Source organism: Clostridium sp. AF50-3 (assembly GCF_003477445.1).
GTDB classification, from domain to species: domain Bacteria; phylum Bacillota; class Clostridia; order Lachnospirales; family Lachnospiraceae; genus Otoolea; species Otoolea fessa.
This window is the reverse complement of the sequence record NZ_QUDH01000019.1, coordinates 27,396-50,661: the sequence shown is the minus strand read 5'-3', so window position 1 is coordinate 50,661 and position 23,266 is coordinate 27,396. Positions and strand designations below refer to the sequence as shown.

At 50.6% G+C, this 23,266-nt stretch carries 15 protein-coding genes and 4 pseudogenes; 5 read left to right on the top strand and 14 right to left on the bottom strand.

Going from position 1 to position 23,266, the window contains the following annotated elements; genetic code table 11:
* The first annotated feature begins 90 nt into the window (after positions 1–90).
* Positions 91–903 (top strand): MBL fold metallo-hydrolase, encoded by an 813-nt coding sequence (locus DW085_RS16230; RefSeq protein WP_118493688.1) that lies wholly within the window; start codon positions 91–93, stop codon positions 901–903.
* 15 nt (positions 904–918) lie between these two features.
* Here the strand turns inward: DW085_RS16230 and DW085_RS16225 are convergent, their stop codons facing one another.
* Entirely contained in the window at positions 919–1,368 is a 450-nt protein-coding gene (locus DW085_RS16225) for a PaaI family thioesterase (protein WP_182427970.1), read from the bottom strand.
* 306 nt (positions 1,369–1,674) lie between these two features.
* On the opposite strand from DW085_RS16225, the gene DW085_RS20010 reads away from it, so the two are divergent.
* Positions 1,675–2,949, top strand: a complete 1,275-nt coding sequence (locus tag DW085_RS20010; protein ID WP_347475128.1) for a M23 family metallopeptidase — start codon at positions 1,675–1,677, stop codon at positions 2,947–2,949.
* 199 nt (positions 2,950–3,148) lie between these two features.
* Here the strand turns inward: DW085_RS20010 and DW085_RS16210 are convergent, their stop codons facing one another.
* The 10 genes and pseudogenes from DW085_RS16210 to scfA all read right to left on the bottom strand — a co-directional run bounded on the left by DW085_RS16210 (position 3,149) and on the right by scfA (position 15,977).
* A complete protein-coding gene (locus tag DW085_RS16210; protein ID WP_022359875.1) occupies positions 3,149–4,312 on the bottom strand; it encodes a phosphoglycerate dehydrogenase in 1,164 nt (387 codons plus the stop codon).
* A 140-nt stretch (positions 4,313–4,452) separates the two neighbouring features.
* Positions 4,453–5,537, bottom strand: a pseudogene (gene serC, locus DW085_RS16205) (3-phosphoserine/phosphohydroxythreonine transaminase).
* 54 nt (positions 5,538–5,591) lie between these two features.
* On the bottom strand, positions 5,592–7,274 hold the full coding sequence (gene ilvB, locus DW085_RS16200) for a biosynthetic-type acetolactate synthase large subunit (RefSeq protein WP_118469416.1): 1,683 nt from the start codon (positions 7,272–7,274) through the stop codon (positions 5,592–5,594).
* Between the two features lie 92 nt (positions 7,275–7,366).
* Positions 7,367–9,043 (bottom strand): dihydroxy-acid dehydratase, encoded by a 1,677-nt coding sequence (gene ilvD, locus DW085_RS16195; RefSeq protein ID WP_107001470.1) that lies wholly within the window; start codon positions 9,041–9,043, stop codon positions 7,367–7,369.
* A gap of 145 nt (positions 9,044–9,188) precedes the next feature.
* A complete protein-coding gene (gene leuB, locus DW085_RS16190) occupies positions 9,189–10,274 on the bottom strand; it encodes a 3-isopropylmalate dehydrogenase (RefSeq protein WP_118493685.1) in 1,086 nt (361 codons plus the stop codon).
* Positions 10,275–10,616: 342 nt separating this feature from the next.
* Complete coding sequence (gene yajC / locus DW085_RS16185) at positions 10,617–10,892, bottom strand: preprotein translocase subunit YajC (protein WP_022359870.1); 276 nt, start codon at positions 10,890–10,892, stop codon at positions 10,617–10,619.
* A gap of 17 nt (positions 10,893–10,909) precedes the next feature.
* Positions 10,910–12,045, bottom strand: a pseudogene (gene tgt / locus DW085_RS16180) (tRNA guanosine(34) transglycosylase Tgt).
* A 17-nt stretch (positions 12,046–12,062) separates the two neighbouring features.
* Positions 12,063–14,223, bottom strand: a pseudogene (secD, locus tag DW085_RS16175) (protein translocase subunit SecD).
* Between the two features lie 19 nt (positions 14,224–14,242).
* Positions 14,243–15,645, bottom strand: a pseudogene (gene scfB, locus DW085_RS16170) (thioether cross-link-forming SCIFF peptide maturase).
* 185 nt (positions 15,646–15,830) lie between these two features.
* Positions 15,831–15,977 carry a six-cysteine ranthipeptide SCIFF gene (gene scfA, locus DW085_RS16165; RefSeq protein WP_022359867.1) on the bottom strand — a complete coding sequence of 49 codons (147 nt, stop codon included), beginning with the start codon at positions 15,975–15,977 and terminating at the stop codon, positions 15,831–15,833.
* Between the two features lie 148 nt (positions 15,978–16,125).
* On the opposite strand from scfA, the gene DW085_RS16160 reads away from it, so the two are divergent.
* Positions 16,126–16,485, top strand: a complete 360-nt coding sequence (locus DW085_RS16160) for a TIGR04086 family membrane protein (RefSeq protein WP_118493682.1) — start codon at positions 16,126–16,128, stop codon at positions 16,483–16,485.
* On the opposite strand, the gene DW085_RS16155 is transcribed toward DW085_RS16160, so the two are convergent.
* Positions 16,420–17,748 (bottom strand): hemolysin family protein, encoded by a 1,329-nt coding sequence (locus DW085_RS16155; protein ID WP_118472942.1) that lies wholly within the window; start codon positions 17,746–17,748, stop codon positions 16,420–16,422. The genes DW085_RS16160 and DW085_RS16155 overlap by 66 nt on opposite strands.
* Positions 17,749–18,352: 604 nt before the next feature.
* On the opposite strand from DW085_RS16155, the gene DW085_RS16145 reads away from it, so the two are divergent.
* Positions 18,353–19,195, top strand: coding sequence for a BadF/BadG/BcrA/BcrD ATPase family protein (locus DW085_RS16145; protein WP_118493679.1), 843 nt, complete (start codon positions 18,353–18,355; stop codon positions 19,193–19,195).
* Here the strand turns inward: DW085_RS16145 and DW085_RS16140 are convergent.
* The gene (locus DW085_RS16140; RefSeq protein WP_107001463.1) at positions 19,125–19,664 is read right to left on the bottom strand and encodes a signal peptidase II; all 540 of its coding nucleotides are present in this window, start codon (positions 19,662–19,664) and stop codon (positions 19,125–19,127) included. The two genes, DW085_RS16145 and DW085_RS16140, sit on opposite strands and share 71 nt — an antisense overlap.
* Before the next feature lie 137 nt (positions 19,665–19,801).
* On the opposite strand from DW085_RS16140, the gene DW085_RS16135 reads away from it, so the two are divergent.
* The gene (locus DW085_RS16135; protein ID WP_243034070.1) at positions 19,802–21,391 is read left to right on the top strand and encodes a S8 family peptidase; all 1,590 of its coding nucleotides are present in this window, start codon (positions 19,802–19,804) and stop codon (positions 21,389–21,391) included.
* A gap of 211 nt (positions 21,392–21,602) precedes the next feature.
* Here the strand turns inward: DW085_RS16135 and clpX are convergent, their stop codons facing one another.
* Positions 21,603–23,090 carry an ATP-dependent Clp protease ATP-binding subunit ClpX gene (clpX, locus tag DW085_RS16130; protein WP_118493676.1) on the bottom strand — a complete coding sequence of 496 codons (1,488 nt, stop codon included), beginning with the start codon at positions 23,088–23,090 and terminating at the stop codon, positions 21,603–21,605.
* Positions 23,091–23,266 lie beyond the last annotated feature (176 nt).

Genomic DNA, 23,266 nt, shown 5'->3' with positions numbered 1-23,266 from the left:
CAAAATATATTTTCGGCACTTTCAGTTCCTAAAGTGCCTACCCGTGAACAGAAACATTTTTTTCCATACATAAATACAGGAGGAACATTCATGACAGAACCACACACTCTCTACGTGTTTGGCACCGGCAACGCCACGATGACACGTTATTATAATACCTGCTTCGCCATCCGCTCCGGCGAGGAATATTTCATGACAGACGCCGGCGGCGGCAATGGCATCCTGCGGATTCTGGAAGAAATGCAGGTTCCATTAAACCGCATCCATCATCTCTTCGTGACACACGAACACACCGACCACATTCTCGGCGTGATCTGGATGATCCGGATGATTGGCACTGCCATCAAAAAGGGAAATTATGAGGGAATTTTTCATATTTACTGCCACGACGGCCTGATCGACACGATTCAGACCTTCTGCCGCCTGACACTCCAGAAGAAATTCTGCGACCTGATCGGCGATCCGATCCAGCTCATCCCGATTTCTGACCGCGAAACCCGGCAGATTCTCGATATGGAGGTCACCTTCTTTGACATTCATTCGACCAAGGCGCGCCAGTTCGGCTTCCGCGCTGTGCTGCCGGGCGGCAAGATCGTCTGCTGCCCGGGCGACGAACCGCTGAACCCGCTCTGCGAAGAATTTGCCAAAGGCGCCGACTGGCTTTTCCACGAAGCCTTCTGCCTCTACCGCGACCGGAAAATCTTCTCCCCTTATGAAAAACACCACAGCACCGTCAAAGATGCCTGCGAACTCGCCGAACGCCTCGGTGCGCGGCATTTGATTCTGTGGCACACTGAAGACAAGACTTATCCAGAACGCACTGCTTTGTACCGCGCTGAAGGGGAAGCCTATTATCATGGGGATTTGCTGATACCGGAGGATGGGAGTGTGATAGAGCTGTGATTGTATCTTGCAGCTCTACCTCTTCCTCAAATGATAATACGTCATCGTCGCCGATGCCAGCAGCGTCTCCTTATCATCATAAATCTTGCATTCGCACACCGAAAATGCATAACCATTCTGTATTTCCTGCGCCCGGGCGATGATTTTGGATGTGTTTTTTCCAGCTTTCAGATAATGGATCGTGCCATCCACAGTCGGGACTGCGTAGTCGCGCCCGGTCATCGCTGCGGTGCCACCCACGGTATCCGCCAGTGAATACAGGACGCCGCCGTGCACGATACCTAAGATATTCATATGCCACGGTTTCAATACAATCTCTCCAACTGCATAGCCCGGGCGTGCCTCGGTAATCTCCATCTCGATTTTCTTCCGGAAATCATTGGCTGCATCCGTCTCCTGTCCGCGCTTGTCCCAGACTTCTGAGAATGAGCCGGACGGCTTTTTCTTTTCTTCCTTCTTTTCCATTTCATGTACCTCCTTGTATATATGATTTACTCTCTTTTTTATCTCTCTGCAGGTCATCTATTGTTTTCTTCTATTTTTTCTATCACTTTTCTCTCTAATATAATCTGTTTGCCTGAATCAGCCCATCCTTTTTCCTCGCCTCAAACGCTTTTTCTCATATTTTTCCAAAGATGGACTCATACTTTCTCCCATCCTCTCATACAATCTTATCAGATTGCAAAAATGTTATTGTTCACGCATACGTGCCCAGTAACGGAATTTGCCGTGGCTTCGCATTTAAATACTATCGCACAGGAGGGATCTGTCTTGAAACGAAGTTCTGTTATCATTGCACTGGAAATCTGCGCCATTGCGGCGCTCTTTGTCAGCTGGTCCTTCCAGCGTCCGAACAGCCATCAGGTCACGGTCGGGAATGCGTCGGAACATTTTATCCGCTGGGTGGATTTCGATGTAACCGCCGACGCCATGACACAGGCGTTCCGCTATGATGTTGATACCTGCCAGCAGGATCTCCATCTGAACTGGGTCGATCTGCTCGCCTACCTGGGGGCGCGCTACGGGGGCGATTTTTCGCATTATCAGGCGTCCGATATGACGGAAGCTGCCGAACAGCTCCAAAATGGCGTTACAGTGGAAGAATTGACGAAAAATATGTCCTCTTTTGCCTATTATCGTGAGGCTTACGGCGCGGTTCTGGATGGAATGGTCGGACTGTATGAAATTGAGATTCCGAAATCGGAAGCACCGGCTTTTGCACTGGCGGACGCGCAGATACAGGAGGGGGATCCGGCTGCCAATACTTCCTACGCAACGACACCACCAACAACAGCAACCACAACAGCAACCACAACTGGTACAGACACAATCAACTCAGCCAGTCAAGCTTCACCAGAAACTTCAGCCTCATCCAACACACAAACTTCTCTCGAAACCCCAGCCCCCACTCTCTCCGATCCCGACGCTGTCCCCCTGACTCCCTCCGGTGAGGAAAAAGTCTGGGTTACCAAATATGGTCTGAAAGCGTTTCTCCCACTGGCGAAAAACTTTCCCTACAGCCACTATGACGATTTCGGTGTCTCCCGCAGCTACGGTTACCGGAGACGGCATCTCGGGCATGATATGATGGGGCAGACGGGAACGCCTGTGATTGCTGTGGAATCCGGGCGCGTCGAGGCGCTCGGCTGGAACCAGTACGGCGGCTGGCGCATCGGCATCCGCAGCTTTGACGGGAAACGATACTACTATTATGCACATTTACGCAAAGACTACCCCTACCAGTCAAACCTGAAAGAGGGCAGTCTCGTCACCGCCGGGGACGTGATCGGTTATCTCGGTCACACCGGCTACAGCAGCACTGAAAACACCAACAACATCGCTGAACCGCACCTGCATTTCGGATTGCAGCTCATTTTTGACGAATCCCAGAAAGAAGGAAACAACGAAATCTGGATTGACTGCTATGAACTGATCCGTTTTCTGGCGATAAACCGCTCCGAAACTGTCAAAAAAGATGGCACTAAGGAGTGGACGCGTGTTTATGAAATGAAAGATCCTAGTATCGATCAATTTTCCACCCCATGACAAAGTTTTCTTACCAAGTCAATCCTGTCGCTTAATATAACCCGCCACTGACAGTTTCTCACCAATATATACATATAATTATCACGTTAAAAAGCCATGCAGAGATTCTTCAATAAAAACATTCTGCAATCCATAAAAATACAGCCGGAAAAGGTGCACCCAAAACCGCACTTTCTCCGGCTGTTTTCAATAAAACTTATTATTTGATCACGCGCACGCGCATCATACCCTGAATAGCTTTCAGCTTCTCAATCGTCGCCGCGTCTGCCTTGGTCTCCAGATCAACTAGCGTATAAGCGTATTTATCACGGCTCTTGTTCGTCATGTTTGCGATGTTCATGTCAGTCGATGCCAGGATCGAGGAAATCTGTCCGATCATGTTCGGCACGTTCTTATGAAGAAGTGCAAGACGACCTACGGTTGTGCACACGCCCATATCGCAATTCGGAAAGTTGACGGAATTCTTGATATTACCATTGTCCAGGTAATCCATCAGCTCTTTGACTGCCATCACGGCACAGTTATCCTCGGATTCTTCTGTGGATGCGCCCAGATGTGGGGTTGCGATGACGTTCGGCATCTGCATTACTTTTGCATTCGGGAAATCGGTGATATAGCGTTTTACACGACCGGAAGCCAGCGCCTCTGCCATATCGTCGTCATTTACCAGAAGGTCACGCGCAAAGTTTAAGATAACCACGCCGTCCTTCATCTGTCCCAGGCTGTCTTTGTTGATCATCTGGCGGGTGCTGTCAAGCAGCGGTACATGAACGGTGATGTAATCGCATTCCTGATAGATCGTATCAACAGATGTGATGTGCTTTACGTCTCTGGAAAGCATCCACGCTGCTTTGACAGAAATGAACGGGTCATAGCCGTATACTTCCATGCCAAGCGCTGCAGCTGCGTTTGCAACCTCTGCGCCGATGGCGCCCAGTCCGATAACGCCAAGCTTTTTGCCGCGGATCTCATGACCGGCAAATTTCTTTTTCGCCTTCTCCATATCTTTGGAAATATTTTCATTGTCCTTCTGCTCCTTGCACCAGTCGATGCCGCCGACTACGTCTCTGGCTCCCAGCAGCATGCCAGCCAGCACCAGCTCTTTGACGCCGTTTGCATTAGCGCCCGGTGTATTGAATACGACAACACCAGCCTCCGCACACTTGTCAAGCGGAATGTTGTTGACGCCCGCTCCGGCACGTGCAACGGCACGCAGTCCCTTCGGAAGTTCTAGATCATGCATAGCAGCACTGCGGACCAGAATGCCCTCTGCCTCCGCCAGGTTGTCAGTCATCTCATAATTTTCGGTCAGTAAACCGGTTCCCAGCTTGGAAATCGGGTTCAGGCAATGGATTTTTCTCATTTTTTAACTCTCTTTTCTTTCAAAATTTCAAATCTTCCCATACGCGGGCTGTTTTTGTTTTAAAAAGTCCACTGCTGCAGCAGAAAGGAACGGATTCCCCCTCCCTTTCGCCGCAGCAATGGCATAAATTTAAAAATTGACTAATTTGTATGTTTTTTCTCAAATTCGCGCATGAAAGCAACTAATTTCTCAACGCCCTCGATCGGCATTGCATTATAGATGCTAGCACGCATACCGCCGACGGTACGGTGACCTTTTAAGTTCACAAAGCCTGCCTCTTTGGCTTCCTTGACAAACAGGGCATCCAGATCTGCATCGCCGGTGACGAACGGTACGTTCATCAGGGAACGGTCCTTTTTCTCAACGGTACCCTTGAAGAGCTTGCTCTCATCGAGGAAATCGTAAAGGATCTTCGCCTTCTTCTCGTTGCGCTCCTTCATGGCACTTAAACCACCCATTTTCTTGAGCCATTTAAATACCTTGCCGCACATATAGATGGTGTATGTAGGCGGTGTGTTGTACAGAGAGTCATTGTCTGCGTATGTTTTGTAGCGCAGCATGGTTGGTGTTCCCGGAAGAACATCCTCAGTGATCAGATCCTCGCGGATGATGACGATCGCCATACCAGCCGGACCTACGTTCTTCTGGACACCGCCCCAGAGAATACCAAACTTACTCACATCCAGCGGCTCTGACAGGAAACAGGAGGAGATGTCTGCTACCAGTGTCTTGCCCTTGGTGTTCGGAAGCTCGTGGTATACGGTTCCGTAAATAGTGTTATTTAAGCAGATATACACGTAATCTGCGTCCTCATCCACTGGAAGGTCCGAACAATCCGGGATGTAGGAAAAGGTCTTGTCAGCGCTGGATGCAATCGCGTTGGCGGTACCAAACATCTTTGCCTCCTGATATGCTTTCTTTGCCCACTGTCCGGTGATGATGTAATCCCCCACCTTATTTTTGAACAGGTTCATCGGAACCATGGCGAACTGCATATTGCCGCCGCCCTGTACGAATAATACTTTGTAATTGTCCGGAATCTGCATCAATTCGCGCAGATCCTTCTCTGCATCATCAATGATGGCCTGGAAATCCTTGGAGCGGTGGCTCATCTCCATGACAGACATGCCGCTGCCTGGTAGTCCAGCATCTCTGCCGCTGCCTCTCTCAGTACCTCCTCCGGAAGTACTGCCGGACCTGCCGAAAAGTTATAGACTCTGCTCATAATAAATCTCCTCCTGTCTTACACAAAAATGTGATAATTGCCCCCATTTTACAACTATTCGATGCGTAAGTCAATCTCATCAAACGCTTCCTCGATCGGTTTTCCAGCCGGAACCATCGGGAATACCTTGTCATCGCTGCCGATCTGGCACTCGATCATAACCGGGATATTTAAGCTGATCGCCTCGCGCAGCACCGGCTCCACATCCTCTTTCTTCGTGATACGGTATGCTTTCGCGCCCATGCCCTCTGCCACCTTGACGAAATCCATCTGATCGTAAAGCTCCGTCTGGGAATAGCGTTTTCCATAGAACAGGGTCTGCCACTGGCGCACCATACCCAGAACATGGTTGTTAAATACAACCTCGATAACCGGAATGTTGTAGCGGGTTGCCGTCGCAATCTCGTTCATGTTCATACGGAAACAGCCGTCTCCGGCAATATTGATAACCGTCTTATCCTTACAGCCCATCTTCGCACCAATCGCTGCACCCAGACCGTAGCCCATCGTGCCCAGACCGCCGGAGGTCAGAAGCTGTCTCGGACGTTTGTATTTATAATACTGTGCCGCCCACATCTGATGCTGTCCGACATCGGTACAGATGATCGCATCGCCGCCGGTTACCTTGTAGATCTCTTCCATGATATACGGACCGGTCAGAACTTCCTTATTGTAGCGGAGCGGGTACATATCTTTCAGACGCTCAATGTGACTCAGCCACTCGTCATGGTTCATCGGATCCAGACGCGCGTTTAACTTACGCAGAATAATCTTGACATCGCCAATAATGCTCGCATCGGTCTGGATATTTTTGTTGATCTCCGCCGGATCGATATCTATGTGTAAAATCTTTGCATTGGTTGCAAAATGGTTCGGATCGCCCACAACACGGTCACTGAAACGCGCGCCTACAACGATCAGCAGATCGCACTCTGCCACACCGAGGTTGGATGTCTTGGTTCCGTGCATACCGATCATACCGGTATAAAGGACATCGGTTCCGTCAAATGCACCTTTACCCATCAGGCTGTCACCCACCGGTGCCTGAATTTTATGTGCAAATGCACTTAATTCATTGGCAGCATCTGACGCCACTGCACCGCCGCCGACAAAAATAAACGGTTTTCTCGCCGCCTTGATCATCTCGATCGCCTTTTCCATGTCTTCCTCACGGATCAGCTCTGTCTCGCGCTCGATCGGCTGCGGTTCCTTCGGCTCGTACTCGCAGGCCGCTGCCGTCACATCCTTGGTGATATCCACCAGAACCGGACCCGGACGGCCACTCTTAGCAATCACGAACGCACGACGGATCACATCTGCCAGCTTCGTGACATCCTTTACGATAAAATTATATTTCGTGATCGGCATGGTAACACCCAGAATGTCGATCTCCTGGAAGCTGTCTTTTCCAAGAAGGCCTGTCGTTACATTACAGGTGATGGCTACCATCGGAATGGAATCCAGGTTAGCTGTTGCAATACCCGTAACCAGGTTCGTAGCTCCCGGACCGGATGTCGCCATACACACACCGACCTTGCCGGTTGCTCTCGCGTAGCCGTCTGCCGCGTGGGACGCTCCCTGTTCATGAGAGGTCAAAATATGGGTGATTTTATCCTTGTGTTTATAAAGTGCATCATAAATGTTGAGGATCGCGCCGCCCGGATAACCGAACACCGTGTCTACCCCCTGCTCTTTCAAGCATTCAATGACAATCTCTGCTCCTGTCAATGTCTTCATCTGTCTAACCTGCTTTCCTTCCTTAAACCATTTTAAATGCATATCAAGCAGTACTTTCCGTCTCAAAAGCACCTGTCTGAAGCCCGCAATGATTACTTCTGTGTCTTCGGAACCTCCAGGATTGCGCCCCGGTTTCCGCTTGTTACAAGCGCTGCGTAACGTGCCAGGTATCCGGTCGTAACCTTCGGTTCTCTCGGCTGCCATTTCTTTCTTCTCTCTGCCAGCTCCTCGTCGGATACGAGTACGTTCAGGGAGTTATTGTTGATATCGATGGAAATAATATCGCCTTCCTCAACCAGCGCGATCGGTCCGCCGACTGCCGCCTCCGGAGAAACGTGTCCGATGGATGCACCTCTGGATGCGCCGGAGAAACGTCCGTCTGTGATCAAAGCTACGCTGGAACCAAGTCCCATACCTGCGATGGCAGAAGTCGGGTTCAGCATCTCACGCATGCCCGGACCGCCCTTCGGTCCCTCGTAACGGATGACAACAACATCGCCAGCCACGATCTTGCCGCCCTTGATCGCTGCAATCGCGTCTTCCTCACAGTCAAATACACGCGCTGGTCCCTGATGTACCAGCATCTCCGGTGCAACGGCAGAACGTTTTACAACGCCTGTATCCGGTGCCAGGTTTCCTTTCAGGATCGCAATACCGCCAGTCTGGCTGTACGGATTGTCGATCGGTCGGATAACCTCCGGATTCTTGTTGACACAGCCCTTGATATTCTCGCCAACGGTCTTGCCGGTTACGGTCATGCAGTCCAGATTCAGAAGGTTCTTCTTGGACAGCTCATTCATAACCGCATACACGCCGCCTGCCTCGTTCAGATCCTCCATATAGGTCGGACCTGCCGGTGCCAGATGGCACAGGTTCGGGGTGCGCTTGCTCATCTCATTGACCAGCTCCATGTTCAGGTCTACGCCTGCCTCATGTGCAATCGCCGGAAGATGCAGCATACTGTTGGTAGAACATCCGAGTGCCATATCCACGGTCAGTGCATTTAAAAATGCCTTTTCTGTCATAATATCTCTCGGACGGATGTTTTTCTCATACATCTCCATAACCTTCATACCAGCGTGTTTTGCCAGTTTGATTCGCTCGGAGTAAACTGCCGGGATCGTACCGTTGCCCTGAAGGCCCATGCCGAGTACCTCTGTTAAGCAGTTCATGCTGTTGGCGGTGTACATACCGGAACAGGAACCGCAGGTCGGGCAGACCTTACATTCGAATTCTTTCACATCTTCTTCCGTCATGGTGCCTGCTGCGTAGGAACCAACTGCCTCGAACATGCTGGAAAGACTTCTCTTCTGTCCCTTTACATGACCGGCTAACATCGGACCGCCGCTGACAAATACAGTCGGTACATTGACGCGGGCTGCTGCCATCAGAAGTCCCGGTACGTTTTTATCACAGTTTGGAACCATAACCAGCGCATCGAACTGATGTGCCAGCGCCATACATTCGGTGGAATCTGCGATCAGATCACGGGTAACCAGAGAATATTTCATGCCGACATGTCCCATGGCGATACCATCACAGACTGCGATCGCCGGAAATACAACCGGTGTGCCGCCAGCCATGGCTACGCCCAGCTTCACGGCATTTACAATCTTATCCAGGTTCATGTGTCCCGGAACAATCTCATTATAAGAACTTACGATACCGACGAGAGGTTTGTTCATCTCCTCTTCCGTCATACCGAGTGCATTAAACAAAGAACGGTGAGGTGCCTGCTGCATCCCTTTTCTTACTGCATCACTTTTCATCTTTTCGTCTCCTTCTATCTCTTTCGACGACCTCCGCCCCTGGTGGCAGGGGCGGTTTTTACGTTTATCTTTGATTTTATCGCATTTATGGAATTTTTGCAATCATAACTGTTCAGTGGCTTCGCAGCCATATACAATAATTCTTCTATTTAATTCTCTCGCAAATCAGTTTACCCATCTCTGTCGTTCCAACCTGCTTGCAGCCATCCGCCATAATATCCACGGTACGGTAGCCCTCGGTCAGTACCTGCTGTACGGCGTCCTCGACGGATTTTGCTTCCTTATCCAGATCGAAGGAATAGCGGAGCATCATCGCTGCGGAAAGAATAGTTGCAATCGGGTTTGCGATGTCCTTGCCCGCGATGTCCGGTGCGGAACCGTGGCTCGGCTCGTAGAGACCAAATTTGCCCTCGTTTAAGCTGGCTGAAGACAGCATACCGATGGAGCCGGTAATCATGCTTGCCTCGTCAGAAAGGATATCGCCAAACATGTTCTCAGTCAGGATCACGTCGAACTGTCCCGGATTCATGACAAGCTGCATCGCGCAGTTATCAACCAGCATATGGGTCAGGGTAACTTCCGGATAATCTTTAGCAACCTCCTCGACTACCTTTCTCCACAGGCGGGAGGAATCCAGTACGTTTGCCTTATCGACGCTAATAACGCTCTTGCGGCGCTTCATCGCGATATCTAATGCCTTGATTGCGATCCGGCGGATCTCATTTTCATTGTAGGTCAGGGTATCTACCGCGGTCGTCACGCCATCAATCTCCTTCGTGTAACGGTCGCCGAAGTACAGACCGCCGGTCAGCTCACGCATGATAACCATATCGAAGCCGTCGCCGATGATCTCTTTCTTTAACGGGCAGGCATCTGCCAGCTCTTTGTAGAGGTATGCCGGGCGGATATTCGCGAACAGTCCCAGACCTTTACGGATGGCAAGAAGACCGGCCTCCGGACGCAGGTTCGGAGCCACATCGTACCAGCGGGAATTTCCCACGTTGCCACCGACTGCACCGAGCAGGACGGAATCACTCTTTTTCGCGGTCTCCAGTGCCTCATCGGTCAGCGGTACGCCGTACTCGTCGATGGAACAGCCGCCCATCAGGATTTTTGTATAATTAAATGTATGACCGTAGACGGCGCCTACCTTGTCCAGCACGCCGCATGCCTCTCTCACAATCTCCGGTCCGATTCCGTCGCCCGGAATCACAGTAATATTGCAATTCATAATAAAATACCTCCCTTGTTTCAAACGGTTACTTTTTATCATATCGGATTCCGTCCTATTTTGCAATCTTCTGATGAAGGAAAACCGGTATTCCCCATATAGTAATTTGGAATTTATTCTATAACCTGGGGTTATCTGTAAAATAAAAAAGAATGTGCCTTGGCACATTCTCGCGCCGAGCGCGGTCGCTTGCGACATGTTTCTGCTTCGCGCGAGTGCGCATCATTGGCACGTTAGTGCCTTTTTGTGTAATAGGGAATTCCAAGGAATTTCCTGTTACACAAAAAAAGGACCGCCGCCCCCATCGGGAGCTGCGATCCTCTCACTTTCTTACCGTTCTTCTTAGACTTCCGGTTTCTCAACCTGAACGATTGCATCCTTACGCATCGGGATGCGGCAGTTCTTGTTGCTTCCGAACTCTACGATTACAGTATCATCGGTCATATCGATAATCACGCCGTAGAAGCCGCTGGATGTCAGAACGCTGTCGCCTACTGCTACGGTTGCCATCAGTTCTGCCTGTTTTTTCTTTTCCTTGGACTGTGGACGGATTGCCATAAAATAGAAGATGGCAATGATAAATACAAGGTAAACGATCATTCCGCTTGTGCTGCTCATGTGGTATATTTCCTCCTTTAGTTCGATTCACCCATCATGCCTGCAAGTTTCTTTGCTTTATACTCAGCATAACAGTGATGTTCGATCGCGTCGCGAATCTCTTCCATCATTTTATTATAAAAATACAAATTATGCAAGACGCATAATCTCATCCCCAGCATTTCCTTCGCCTTAAACAGGTGGCGGATATATGCGCGGGAGTAAGAACGGCATGCCGGGCAGCCGCAGCCTTCCTCGATTGGGCGCGGATCCAGCTCATATTTGCTGTTCAGGAGATTTAATTTGCCATGGTTCGTGTATACATGGCTGTGGCGTCCATTCCGGGACGGGTACACACAGTCAAAGAAATCGACGCCCCGGTCTACCGCTTCCAGGATGTTTGCCGGTGTTCCAACGCCCATAAGATAAGTCGGCTTGTCCTCCGGCAGGTGCGGAACGACTGCATCCAGAATCCGATACATTTCCTCATGCTCTCGCCAACTGCCAGACCTCCGACCGCATAGCCATCGAGGTTCATTTTGCTGATTTCCTTCGCGTGTTCGATACGGATATCCTCGTAAATCGCACCCTGATTGATACCAAACAGGAGCTGTTCCCGGTTGACCGTATCCGGCAGTGCATTAAGGCGTGCCATCTCATCCTTGCAGCGCGCCAGCCAGCGCGTCGTGCGCTCCACTGATTTCTGTACATAGTCCCGATCGGCAAGACTCGGCGGGCACTCATCAAATGCCATCGCGATCGTCGAACCTAAGTTGGACTGAATCTGCATACTTTCCTCCGGTCCCATGAAAATCTTGTGACCATCGATGTGGGAGTTAAAATAAACGCCCTCTTCTTTAATCTTCCGCAGTCCCGCCAGGGAAAACACCTGAAATCCGCCGGAATCCGTGAGGATCGGGCGATCCCAGTTCATAAATTTGTGCAGACCGCCAAACTGTCGGATCAGCTTGTCGCCGGTACGGACATGGAGGTGGTAGGTATTGGAAAGTTCCACCTGCGTGCCGATCGTGCGGAGATCATCGGTCGAAACCGCGCCCTTGATCGCCGCCACCGTGCCGACATTCATGAAAACAGGCGTCTGGATGGTTCCGTGGACCGTTTTCATTTCCGCGCGTTTTGCGCGGCCATCTTTGTATAAAATCTTGTATTCCATCTTTTTTCCTATACTTTTTACTTCTCTGCCTTTGCCTTCTTGCCAGCCGGTTTGGCATTCTTCTCCATGCGCTTTTTATTCAGCACATACCAGACAGAGCCGGACAGGCATACGGACGAATACGTACCGCAGATCAGACCTACCATCAGCGGAAGAGCAAACTCACGGATGGAAGATACACCCAGGATGTAAAGAATCAGGACCATGACGAAGGTCGTCAGCGTCGTGTTGATGCTTCGCGTCAGGGTCTGGCTGATACTGGTGTTGACGATCGTCTCAGCGGACTCTTTATTGCCCAGAAGCTTCATATTCTCACGGATACGGTCGAAGATAACGATCGTCGCGTTGATTGAGTAACCGACAATCGTCAGCATGCAGGCGATGAACGTCGAACCAACCGACCAGCGCAGCATCGCATAGCAGGTCAGGACAACCAGTACATCGTGCATCAGGGCAAGAACCGCGCCCGCCGCGAACGTGATATTGCTGAAACGGAACCAGATGTAGATCAACATGCAGATCGTCGCAATCGTAACCGCCACAATCGCATCGCGCTTCATCTCCTGGCTGACTGCACCGGAGATACTATCGGCTGTGATCTTCTCTTTATCCACACCAAACTGATCCGCCAGCGCCTGGTTTAACTCTTCGCGCTCGTCCATGTTCAGGGTACGTGTCTTGATGATAACCTCGTTGCTTCCGGCTACCTTCTGGGTCTGTGTGCCAGCTTCGCCGGTAATCTTTTCTACCACCGGAACCACCTGGGAGGAAATATCTTCCAGAGACATATCCTCGTTAAAGGTAACGTTTGTAGAAGTACCGCCTCTGAACTCCATGCTGTAGTTGAGCGGCACACCCATCGAAGACTGATTGTGAACCATGCTACCGACGCCTGCCAGAATGATCACGAGCGACAGAGCAAAGTAAAGCTTGCGGAATTTCAGGAACGGACGCGTCTTCATATCCTTGCGGCATCCGTAGAATTTCGCATCCTCAAAGCCCATCTCATAGAAGCAGTTCAGGCAAATTTGGTTACAAACAGCGCCGTGAACATAGAAAGCACGATACCGATTGCCAGCGTCGCCGCAAAGCCCTTGACGGTACCGGAACCTCTCCAGAACAGAACCGCTGCCGCAATCAGGGTGGTTACGTTTCCGTCGATGATCGCGGAAAGTGCCTTGGCGAAACCTGCCTTGATCGCATTCTTGACGGATGTTCCCAGACCGATCTCCTCTTTGATACGGGTGAAAATGATAACGTTCGCATCCACCGCCATACCAATCGACAGGATGATACCAGCCACGCCCGGAAGCGTCAGAGTCACCTCAAATGCAACTAACAGGATCAGGATCAGACCGACATACAGGCACAGAGCCAGAGATGCAGCCAGACCCGGAAGCAGATATACGGCAATCATAAATACAATGACAATGGCAAATCCGATCAGACCTGCCTTTAAGCTGGTGGAGATCGCCTCCTGGCCCAGCTTCGCGCCAACTACGTTGGAACGCAGCTCTTCCAGCTCCAGGGACAGGGAACCGATACGGATCGTGGACGCAAGATTATTTGCCTCTTCATAATCCGCCATGCCGTCGATCTGGCACTGTCCGCCTGTGATCGCCTCACGGACGGTCGGAGCAGAATAATCTGGTTATCATAAATGATATAAATTGGTTTTCCGACGCCATTCGTGGTCGCCTCAGCAAATGCCTGTTTACCTTCCTCGGTAAAGGTCAGAGAAACGACATACGCCTTGGAACCGGTCGCCTTATCCTCGGTCATGCCGGCTTTCGCGCTGGCAACCTGTTTACCATCGAGGATCTGATTTCCTTCAGAGTCCACGAAAATCAGGGAACCCGGTTTTCCTAACTCTTCCAGAATCGCGTTGGCATCCGATACACCCGGAATATCTACGTTGATACGGTTATTACCCTCCTGGTAAACCTCCGCCTCGGTACTGTAATTCTGTACACGCTGCTGGAGCTTGTAGATCGTATCCGCCATATCCTCGGAAGACGGATTTTCTTCTTTCGCCTGATAGGTAATGCTGACACCGCCAGCCAGGTCAAGACCCAGCTTGATCTGATTCATCGTCGAATAGCCGAAATAGCCGAATACGCCGATGGCAATCAGAAGGAGCAGCATCCCCAGGAAGCTTTTTCCTTTTTTGTTCTTCATTCCTCTCTCTCCTTGTTCTCTACTCGTCAGAGCCGTCTGCAAGAGCAGCTTTTATCATGATCGCGCATTCGATACGTTTTTTCTGCATCTCACACCCGATATCATACGCATCCGTGATGGAACCGTGGAAGTTGTAGGAATTGGCCGCACAGCCGCCGCTGCAGTAAAATCTGGCAAAGCAATCCCGACATTTGTCTTTCGCATAGACATTGCAGAGCTTGAACTCGTCGCGGACTGCCGTGTTGGTCACGCCCGTATCCACGTTGCCGAGCAGGAAATCTTCGTTTCCTACAAACTGATGGCACGGATAGAGGTCGCCCCACGGGGTAACTGCCAGATACTCAGTTCCTGAACCGCATCCGGACAGACGTTTTGCCACGCACGGTCCCTGTGTCAGATCGAGCATAAAGTGGAAGAACGTGAAGCCGCGTCCCTCTTTGTGTCTCTTGACATACTCTGCTGCCAGACGGTCATATTCCTCGAGAATCTGCGGAAGATCCGCCTCTTTGATCGCGTAGGGCTCTTCATCCGGTGCTACGACCGGCTCAACCGACATTTTCTTGAATCCAAGATCGGCAAAATGCAGAACATCTTTGCCAAAATCCAGGTTGTTGTGTGTGAAGGTACCACGCACGAAATAATCGCGGTCTCCGCGCTTCTCTGCAAATTTCTGGAACTTCGGCACGATCAGGTCGTAGCTTCCGGTTCCGTTGCGGAATGGGCGCATCTTGTCGTTGACCTCTTTTCGTCCATCCAGACTGAGCACGACGTTTGACATCTCGCGGTTGCAGAATTCCATAATTTCATCGTTTAACAGAACGCCGTTGGTGGTCAGTGTGAAACGGAATTTCTTGTTGTGCGCCTCTTCCTGGGAACGTCCGTACTCGACTAACTGTTTAACCACCTGCCAGTTCATCAGCGGCTCGCCGCCGAAGAAATCGACTTCCAGGTTCCGGCGGTTTCCAGAATTGGCAATCAGGAAATCCAGCGCTTTCTTGCCGACCTCAAAGGTCATCAGCGCTCTGCGTCCATGATACTCGCCCTCTTCTGCAAAGCAGTACTGACAGGCAAGGTTGCAGTCATGCGCGATATGCAGGCAGAGTGCCTTGACAACCGTCTGGCGCTTCTTGAAATCCATAACGAAGTTTTGTAAATGTCAGCGGTAAAGAGTTCTTCCTGATCGATGAGCTCCTGAATGTCCTCAAACGCCTCTCTGATCTCTTCCTGGCTGTATTTCTCTTTTAATGCTGCCGCCGTCTCGTCTTTCAGGGACTGGGCAATCTGAAACGGCTTCTCGCTGTCCGGAATCCGCTCCGATAAAAAGGAAATCACATCGTACAGAAGCGGATCGACCGAATGGACGGAGCCACTGTTGACATCCAGTACGATATAATATCCATTATTTATATACTGATGAATCACTGTCTTTCTCCTTCTATAAGACATAGGCAGGCAGACAACCCGGAACATATGCAGTCCTCTCCTCGGACCGCGCTCCGTCTTGTCTGCCTCCCTGTGTCAACTCTGCGTTTTCTCAGACTCCAGCTCTCCCACTCATGAAAAGCTCTGATTTATCAGAAAACGCCTCATTTGTTTTGTACTGCCTATTAGCGGTTCTGGTTCTCGCAGCTCTGGTTACCTACAGTACAGGATGTCTTACATGCAGACTGGCAGGATGTCTGGCACTCGCCGCAGCCGCCTTTCTTCATGCTGTTCTTCAGTGTGCTTGCGCTCAGTGTCTTTACGTGTTTCATCTCTATGTCCTCCTTCATTTTTTAGTATATAAAATCCTACAGATTATATCATATGTTGCCCGCTTGTGCAAGTATTTCAATTTGTGGCGGCATATTTGTCCTCCTTGGTTCATATGGATAGAACAAGAATGCACACAGGTATTTTATCATGGAAAAATCAGCTATCCAGATTCTGCTCCGTTCTGCCCTCTTCTCCTACGCGGCAACTGCTATCTTTCTGCTTCTGCTCGCGTTTGGGATGTACCGTTTTCAGTGGGGTGAAAAGGAAATCACGCTAGGAGTGCGCGGCATCTACATTCTCGCCTGTTTTCTGGCAGGACTCGTCGCCGGGAAGAAAGCGAAAAGGCGCCGGTTCCTCTGGGGATTCTGCGCCGGCGCCCTTTATTTTCTTATTTTTCTAGCCCTGTCTTTTACGTTCCGACAGTCCATCGAGGAGACTGCCTCATCCCTGCTGCTTTCCTTCGCCCTCTGCGCCGGAAGCGGCACCATCGGCGGTATGTTTAGCTAACGCCGCCTCCGACGGGCTTAACAGGTACAGATGAATCTTATCGATCCGGTTCTTATCCACACATTCGACGACAAGGCGGACGTTTTCCACCACAACCTCTTCTTTTTCCTGTGGAAGATGGTTCAAAAGTCCGATCACCAGTCCGCCGATGGAATCATACTCGTCTGACTGGAGTTCCAGATTCAGGCGTTCATCCAGATCGTCAAGTTTAACCGAACCGTCTACCATGTATTCCCGCGGGGCGATGCGCTGTATGGACTTTTCCTCATCTCCATCATACTCGTCCCGGATATCTCCGACAATCTCTTCCAGCATATCTTCCAGCGTGATAAGACCGACCGTCGAACCATACTCGTCGAGCACGATCACGATGCTGATCGCTGCTTTCCGCATCTCGCGCATCAGCTCAGCAACCTTCTTAAACTCATATGTATAGAGAGGTTTCCGCAGATATTTCCGGACAGAAAAGCCCTCTTCCCCGCCTTTTAAGAAAATATCCTTGATGTTCAGAACACCGATGACATTGTCCGTCGTCTCCTCATAGACCGGGTAACGCGTGTATTTCTCACTACGGAATACCTCCATCAGCTCGTCATACGTCGCATCCACGTCCACAAACGTCATGTTGACCTTCGGAAGCATGACATCGCGCGCCACGGCGTCCCCGAAATCAAACACATTGTTGATCATCTTCTTCTCTTCGGACTCGATGACGCCCTCTTCGTGGCTGACCTCCACGATCGTCCGCAGCTCATCCTCCGTGATGGACTCACCCTTTGCCTTCACATCCACGCGAAGCAGCTTCAACACTAAAAACGAGAGCTGGTTGACCACAAAAATGACCGGTGTCAGCACCGTCATGATATAATAAATGATTTTGGCGAACCGAAATGCAATCCGCTCAGCCTGTATCGTCGCCACCGTCTTCGGCGTGATCTCGCCGAAGATCAAGATCAAAAGCGTCAGAATGCCCGTCGCAATCCCTACGATCTTGTTGCCCCAGATGTGGGTGGCAAGAACCGTCGCAAGAGAAGACGCATACAGGTTTACCACATTGTTGCCGATCAGAATCGCACTCAGCATTTTGCTCGGATCCTCTATGATCTTTAATACATACTCTGCCTGCTTATCGCCATTCTCCGCCAGCGTCCGCACCCGGATCTTGTTGACCGTCGTCAGCGCCGTCTCCGTAGAAGAAAAGAAAGCCGACATCAAAAGCAGCAGTACCAAAATCAATAGCTGTATCCCATCACCAGAACTCAAAAAACTCAACTCCTATCTCCCATGTAGGGGATTACTCTTTTTTAAGGTTGATTCTACCGTATTTCATAGGTTCTGTCAATAAAGACAGACCTGCATTTCCATACTTCTGCCATCTCCGGGAGTTTGACCGTTGAATAATAGAAAAATACCTTGCAGGCCGCATAGAACCTGCTTTTTTTTGTGTCAAAAAAATTCGGAGTCTTTTTATATTGCAAAAAGCTATATTAATAACGAGGGAAAAAGTACATCTGTTAATGTGCGTAAACTGGGAACACTTAAAGAACTCCTTATTAAACATGGACCTCATACTCTCTGCTCCACCATGCCTGATATCCCGTATTTTCGGTCACTATTTCCTTATCATTAAAGCATATTTCAGTCTCTGCCGGAATCTCAACAAAGCTTGGGCGTGACATATAAATCTTTATGTTATCCATTTGAAATATCATTTTAAGAACATTCGGACCACATTCTTCCATTGCACTTTATTTTACTTTACCCTATAATGTTTATAAAAACAATCCAATTCTTACAGTCATAAAAGATACGGAACGACTGCCCTGGCAGCCATATCCTATTTTTATATCATAAAGGAGATAAGCAAATGAATTTATCCCTCGGAATCGACATCGGCAGTTTCAGCACCAAGGCGGCGGCGCTGGATGAGCATGGCACTCTGCTTGGTACGCTTCAGGTTCACGCGGATGACCCGCGCACCTCGGCTTACGGTGTTCTCGGGCGTTTCCTGGATCAGCAGGGCGCTTCGTTTGACGATGTTGAAAAAATCGTCCTGACCGGGCTCGGTTCGACGTATTTCCATGAAAATATCTTCGGCATCCCGACCATCCATGCCCTGGAGCTGGATGCCATCGGACACGGCGGCCTATACCTGTCCGGGCTTGACGAAGCGCTGGTGGTCAGCCTTGGAACCGGCTCTGCCTTTATCCGCGCTTCCAGGACAAACGGCTTCCGTCATCTGGGCGGAAGCGGCGTCGGCGGTGGGACACTTGCCGGCATGGCGGAGCGTTTTCTCGGCGTCACCGACATTTTTGCCCTCTCAGAGATGGCGCTGCGCGGCAATAAGGCCATGGCAGATCTCCGCATCGCCGACGTGCAGGAGGAAGATGTCCCGGGACTTGCCGCCGACTTAACCGCTGCCAATTTTGGGCGAATCAAAAGCGGCGCCTCGGATGCTGACCTGGCTGCCGCTCTTTTCAATATGATTTATGAAAATGTGGGTGTGATGGCGTCCCTGGCTCTCAGCCAGGACACCACCCGGAATGTCGTCCTGACCGGTTCTCTCGCCAGCCTTGCACCTGCTGCAAAGACCTTTGACATTTTCAATCAGATGCACGATGTCTTTGGAATCGACTATATCATTCCGCCTCATCCGTCTTTCGCCACGGCAGTCGGAGCGCTTTTATGTGAGCCTCTGCCGGAGAACTAAGATCACGGACGGCTCCCAGCAGATCGGAGGCTGCGATCAGGGCGCTTCCTGCGAAGATAAAAAAGTCTCCCAGATTAAAGACGACCTTTTCCAGGTATTTACACCGGATGCTGAAATAATCTACCACATAACCGCGTTTGAGGCGGTCATACAGGTTACTTAAACCACCCGCCGTGATGAGGGCAAAACCGATCCGATCGGCTTTTCTGCCTTCGTCCCGGCACAATAACCATGTCAGAATGCCCGCTGCCGCCGAGGTAAAGACAACCGGCACCATGCGGACCAGTTCTTTCTTTTCTTTTTTTACTCCAAAACAGAAACCGTCGTTGTGATTGCGGTACAGGCGGATCTTTCCATGGCTTTTTTCCATGTCGCGCGGAAAATCTTCCGGTTTCTGGGCTTCTATGTTTTCCTTGCAGAAATAATCGATGCCGAACAGGGCAGCTATCATATACAGGTATTTTTTCATAAGGGCACCTCCTCATATAAATGTCATTATCTAACTTATATTTATTATAACAAGTTTTTCCGACAGAGTATAGGGAAGCTTTCGTATTTTACCGCATATCTTATCTTAAATTCTAAAAAATCTCTATGGAAAACGCTATGAATTGCTCTTCTCTTCCAGACAACCAAACCGCCGATTTTATCGAACGTTTTTTTCCTTTTACCTATAACCAGATTTTGGAAAATGATTCCGGCTGCTATGATTTTGTCAATCATGAGTATGTGATCTGGCACCGGTCTCTGGCGGAGGCGCTGCCGCTCTCAGTCCAGCAGTATGGCTATGACTCGATCCCGAATCTTTATACCATATTAGATACATCCAGCCTGGACAGCGCAGGAATTTCCCGAACGGCAGAACAGCCCTTCCTGGGAAACAAGGGGCGCGGGACGCTGATTGGGATTGTGGATACGGGGATCGATTATACAAATCCCTTGTTACGCGATCCGGATGGAAGCACGCGCATCGCCGCCATCTGGGATCAGACGGTTCCGGGCACGGGGCTTAGCACGCCGGATCCGATCGATGCGCTGCACTACGGAAGTGTCTACCAGCGTTCCCACATCAACGAGGCGCTGCGCTCGGAAGATCCGCATTCCATCGTCCCCACCTCGGATCCTCTCCGCCACGGCACGCAGATGGCGCTGGTCGCCGCCGGTTCCGAAGATGCCGATGCTTTTTTCTCCGGGGCGGCGCCGGAATCGGAACTGGTCGTTGTACGCTTGAAACCAGCCAGAACCTATCTTCGCGATTTTTTTCTGATCCGCGAGGATGCCATCGCCTTTCAGGAGGACGACATCATGCTCGGAATCAAGTTTCTTCTTTATATTGCCAGGCAGGAGAAAAAGCCCCTTGTGATCCTGCTGGGTCTTGGCACCAATACCGGAAGCCACAGCGGCACTTCGCCGCTTGGTCTATATCTGAACAGCCTGTCGCGCGCCAGCGGGCAGATTCTGGTCGCCGCCGGAGGCAATGAAACCGGGCGCGGGCACCATTTTCGCAGTGTATTTCCTGCTTCCACCTCCTATGAGGATGTGGAACTGCGGGTCGGTCCCGGCGAACGGGGATTTACGCTGGAACTGTGGGCGCGTGAATCGGAGCTTTACAGTGTCGGATTTTTATCCCCCTCCGGCGACGAAACGGGACGCATCCGGCTCTCCGGCGACGAAGAACGCCGGATTCCCTTTCTTCTGGAAGGAACGACCATTCACCTCAACTATACCAGCTCCGAGCTGGCGACCGGAAGCGAACTGATCCTGATGCGCTTTGATGCCCCCGCCGCCGGAATCTGGAAAATCCGCGTCTACCACACGCTCTCGATTCAGGGTGAATATCATATGTGGCTGCCGGTGCACGGCTTTATCTCGGATGAAACCTTCTTTCTGCGCCCGGATCCGGACACAACCATCACCGATCCGGGCAATACAGCAGCCATCATCACCACCGCCGCCTACAGCCACCAGACGGGCGGGATCTATCTGCATTCCAGCCGCGGATTTACCCGCACCGGAGCTATCAAGCCCGACCTTGCCGCCCCCGGCGTCCGGCTCCCGCTTCCCGATTATCAGGAGGTAACCGGAACCTCATTTGCCGCCGCCATGACCGCCGGAGCCGCCGCGATCCTGCTCTCCTGGTCTGCCTATACGCCATCAGCCCCGCGGATCAACACCTCGATTGCCAAGCGTTTCTGATCCGCGGGGCTGACCGCCGAAATTCCATCGAATATCCCAGCCGGGAGTGGGGGTATGGGACGTTAAACCTATATAACTCTTTTTTATCCATGAGAAGTTAATTAACTTCTGCTGTTTTCTCTTCACACACAAATTGCTTTTCCAGATCCTTACATCGATAACTTTCACCACATCCATGACACCGTTCACCGATCATGCTCCTGAAAAGCTATTACCCCCGCATCTCTATCCGCGGACCGCCCTTCTTCTCCAGATACGGGCGCGTGATCACAACGGATCCGATATTCGGATCTTTCGGGATCTCATACATGATATCCATCATAAAATCCTCTAAAATTGCACGCAGCGCACGGGCACCCGTATCTTTTTCCAGCGCCCGCTCGGCGATCCACTCCAGTGCATCGTCCTCAAACACCAGTTTGACCTCATCCAGCGCCAGCAGGCGCTCATACTGCTTGAGGATCGCATTTTTCGGTTCTTTCAGAATCCGCATCAGCAATTCCTTTGTCAGCCCCTGCAGGCTCACAAGCACCGGCAGACGTCCGAGAAACTCCGGAATCATGCCAAAATTCCGCAGATCTTCCGTTGTCACCTGGCTCAAAATATCCGGATCATTGTCAAATTCATCCTTCAAATGGGAGTTGAAGCCCATCGTGGAACGCTTTTTCAGGCGCTCCTTGATGATATCATCCAATCCCGGAAACGCGCCGCCACAGATAAACAGGATGTTGTTCGTATCCACAGTCGCCATCGGCGTGAGCGCATTCTTCTGGTTTGAGCCGACCGGCACCTCTACCTGGCTGCCTTCCAGAAGTTTTAAAAGCTCCTGCTGTACCGACTCACCGCTGACATCGCGGCTCATCGTATTTTTCTTTTTCGCAATTTTATCGATCTCATCGATGAAAATGATGCCTTGCTCAGCTTTCTCCACATCATTTCCAGCCGCTGCCAGAAGCTTGGAGACTACGCTTTCTATATCATCTCCGATATATCCAGCTTCCGTGAGCGCCGTCGCATCCGCGATCGCCAGCGGCACATCCAAAAGCTTCGCCAGCGTCTTGACCAGGTACGTTTTTCCGCTTCCGGTCGGTCCCAGCATCAGGATGTTGGATTTCTCAATCTCCGGCTCGCCGCCCTGCATCTGCATTCCCTGTGCCGCCGCGTTTTCCGCCTTTTCTTCCGTATTTTCATTTGCCCGAAGCTCGTCCTGCTGCCGGAGAATCACGCGCTTATAATGGTTGTAGACTGCCACTGAAACTGCCCGTTTCGCCCGCTCCTGCCCGATCACATACGCATCCAGCTTCGCCTTGATCTGGTGCGGTGCCGGAACATCCTTCATCGTCAGAAATTTCTCCGCGTCTTTTGCCTTGCTCTTTTTCTTGAGCTTATTTTTCTCTGGAATCTCTGTATTCGGCACCTGCATGCCCGCAAAATCATTGAGATTCATGTTCATAAACGGCATATTTTGAAGCTTGGAAAAGTCCATGCCCGACTTGGAAATCGAGTCAAATGCTTTCTGCATACACTCATGGCAGAAATTCATCCCGCCCGGCATCGTGATCATCTCTCCCGCCTTGCTCTCCGGGCGGCGGCAGACGTAGCAGATTTTCTCGTAATCATCCGAATGATCTGTACTGGTTTTATTTGTATCTGTTTCGTTTATATTGGTTGTCGTATCTATATTCTGGTTATCACTCATATTTTTATATTTCCTCCAATCTAAAAGCACCTTTTCATTTTATCATAGCTTGTGAAAAACGTAAATCATAACAGCAGCCGTCATTTCGTTTTTAAAATAAAAAATTTCCTATGAAACAAAAAGACAGATGAATCACCGCCCTCTCTGATTACAAGAGGATCTACCGGCGGTTCACC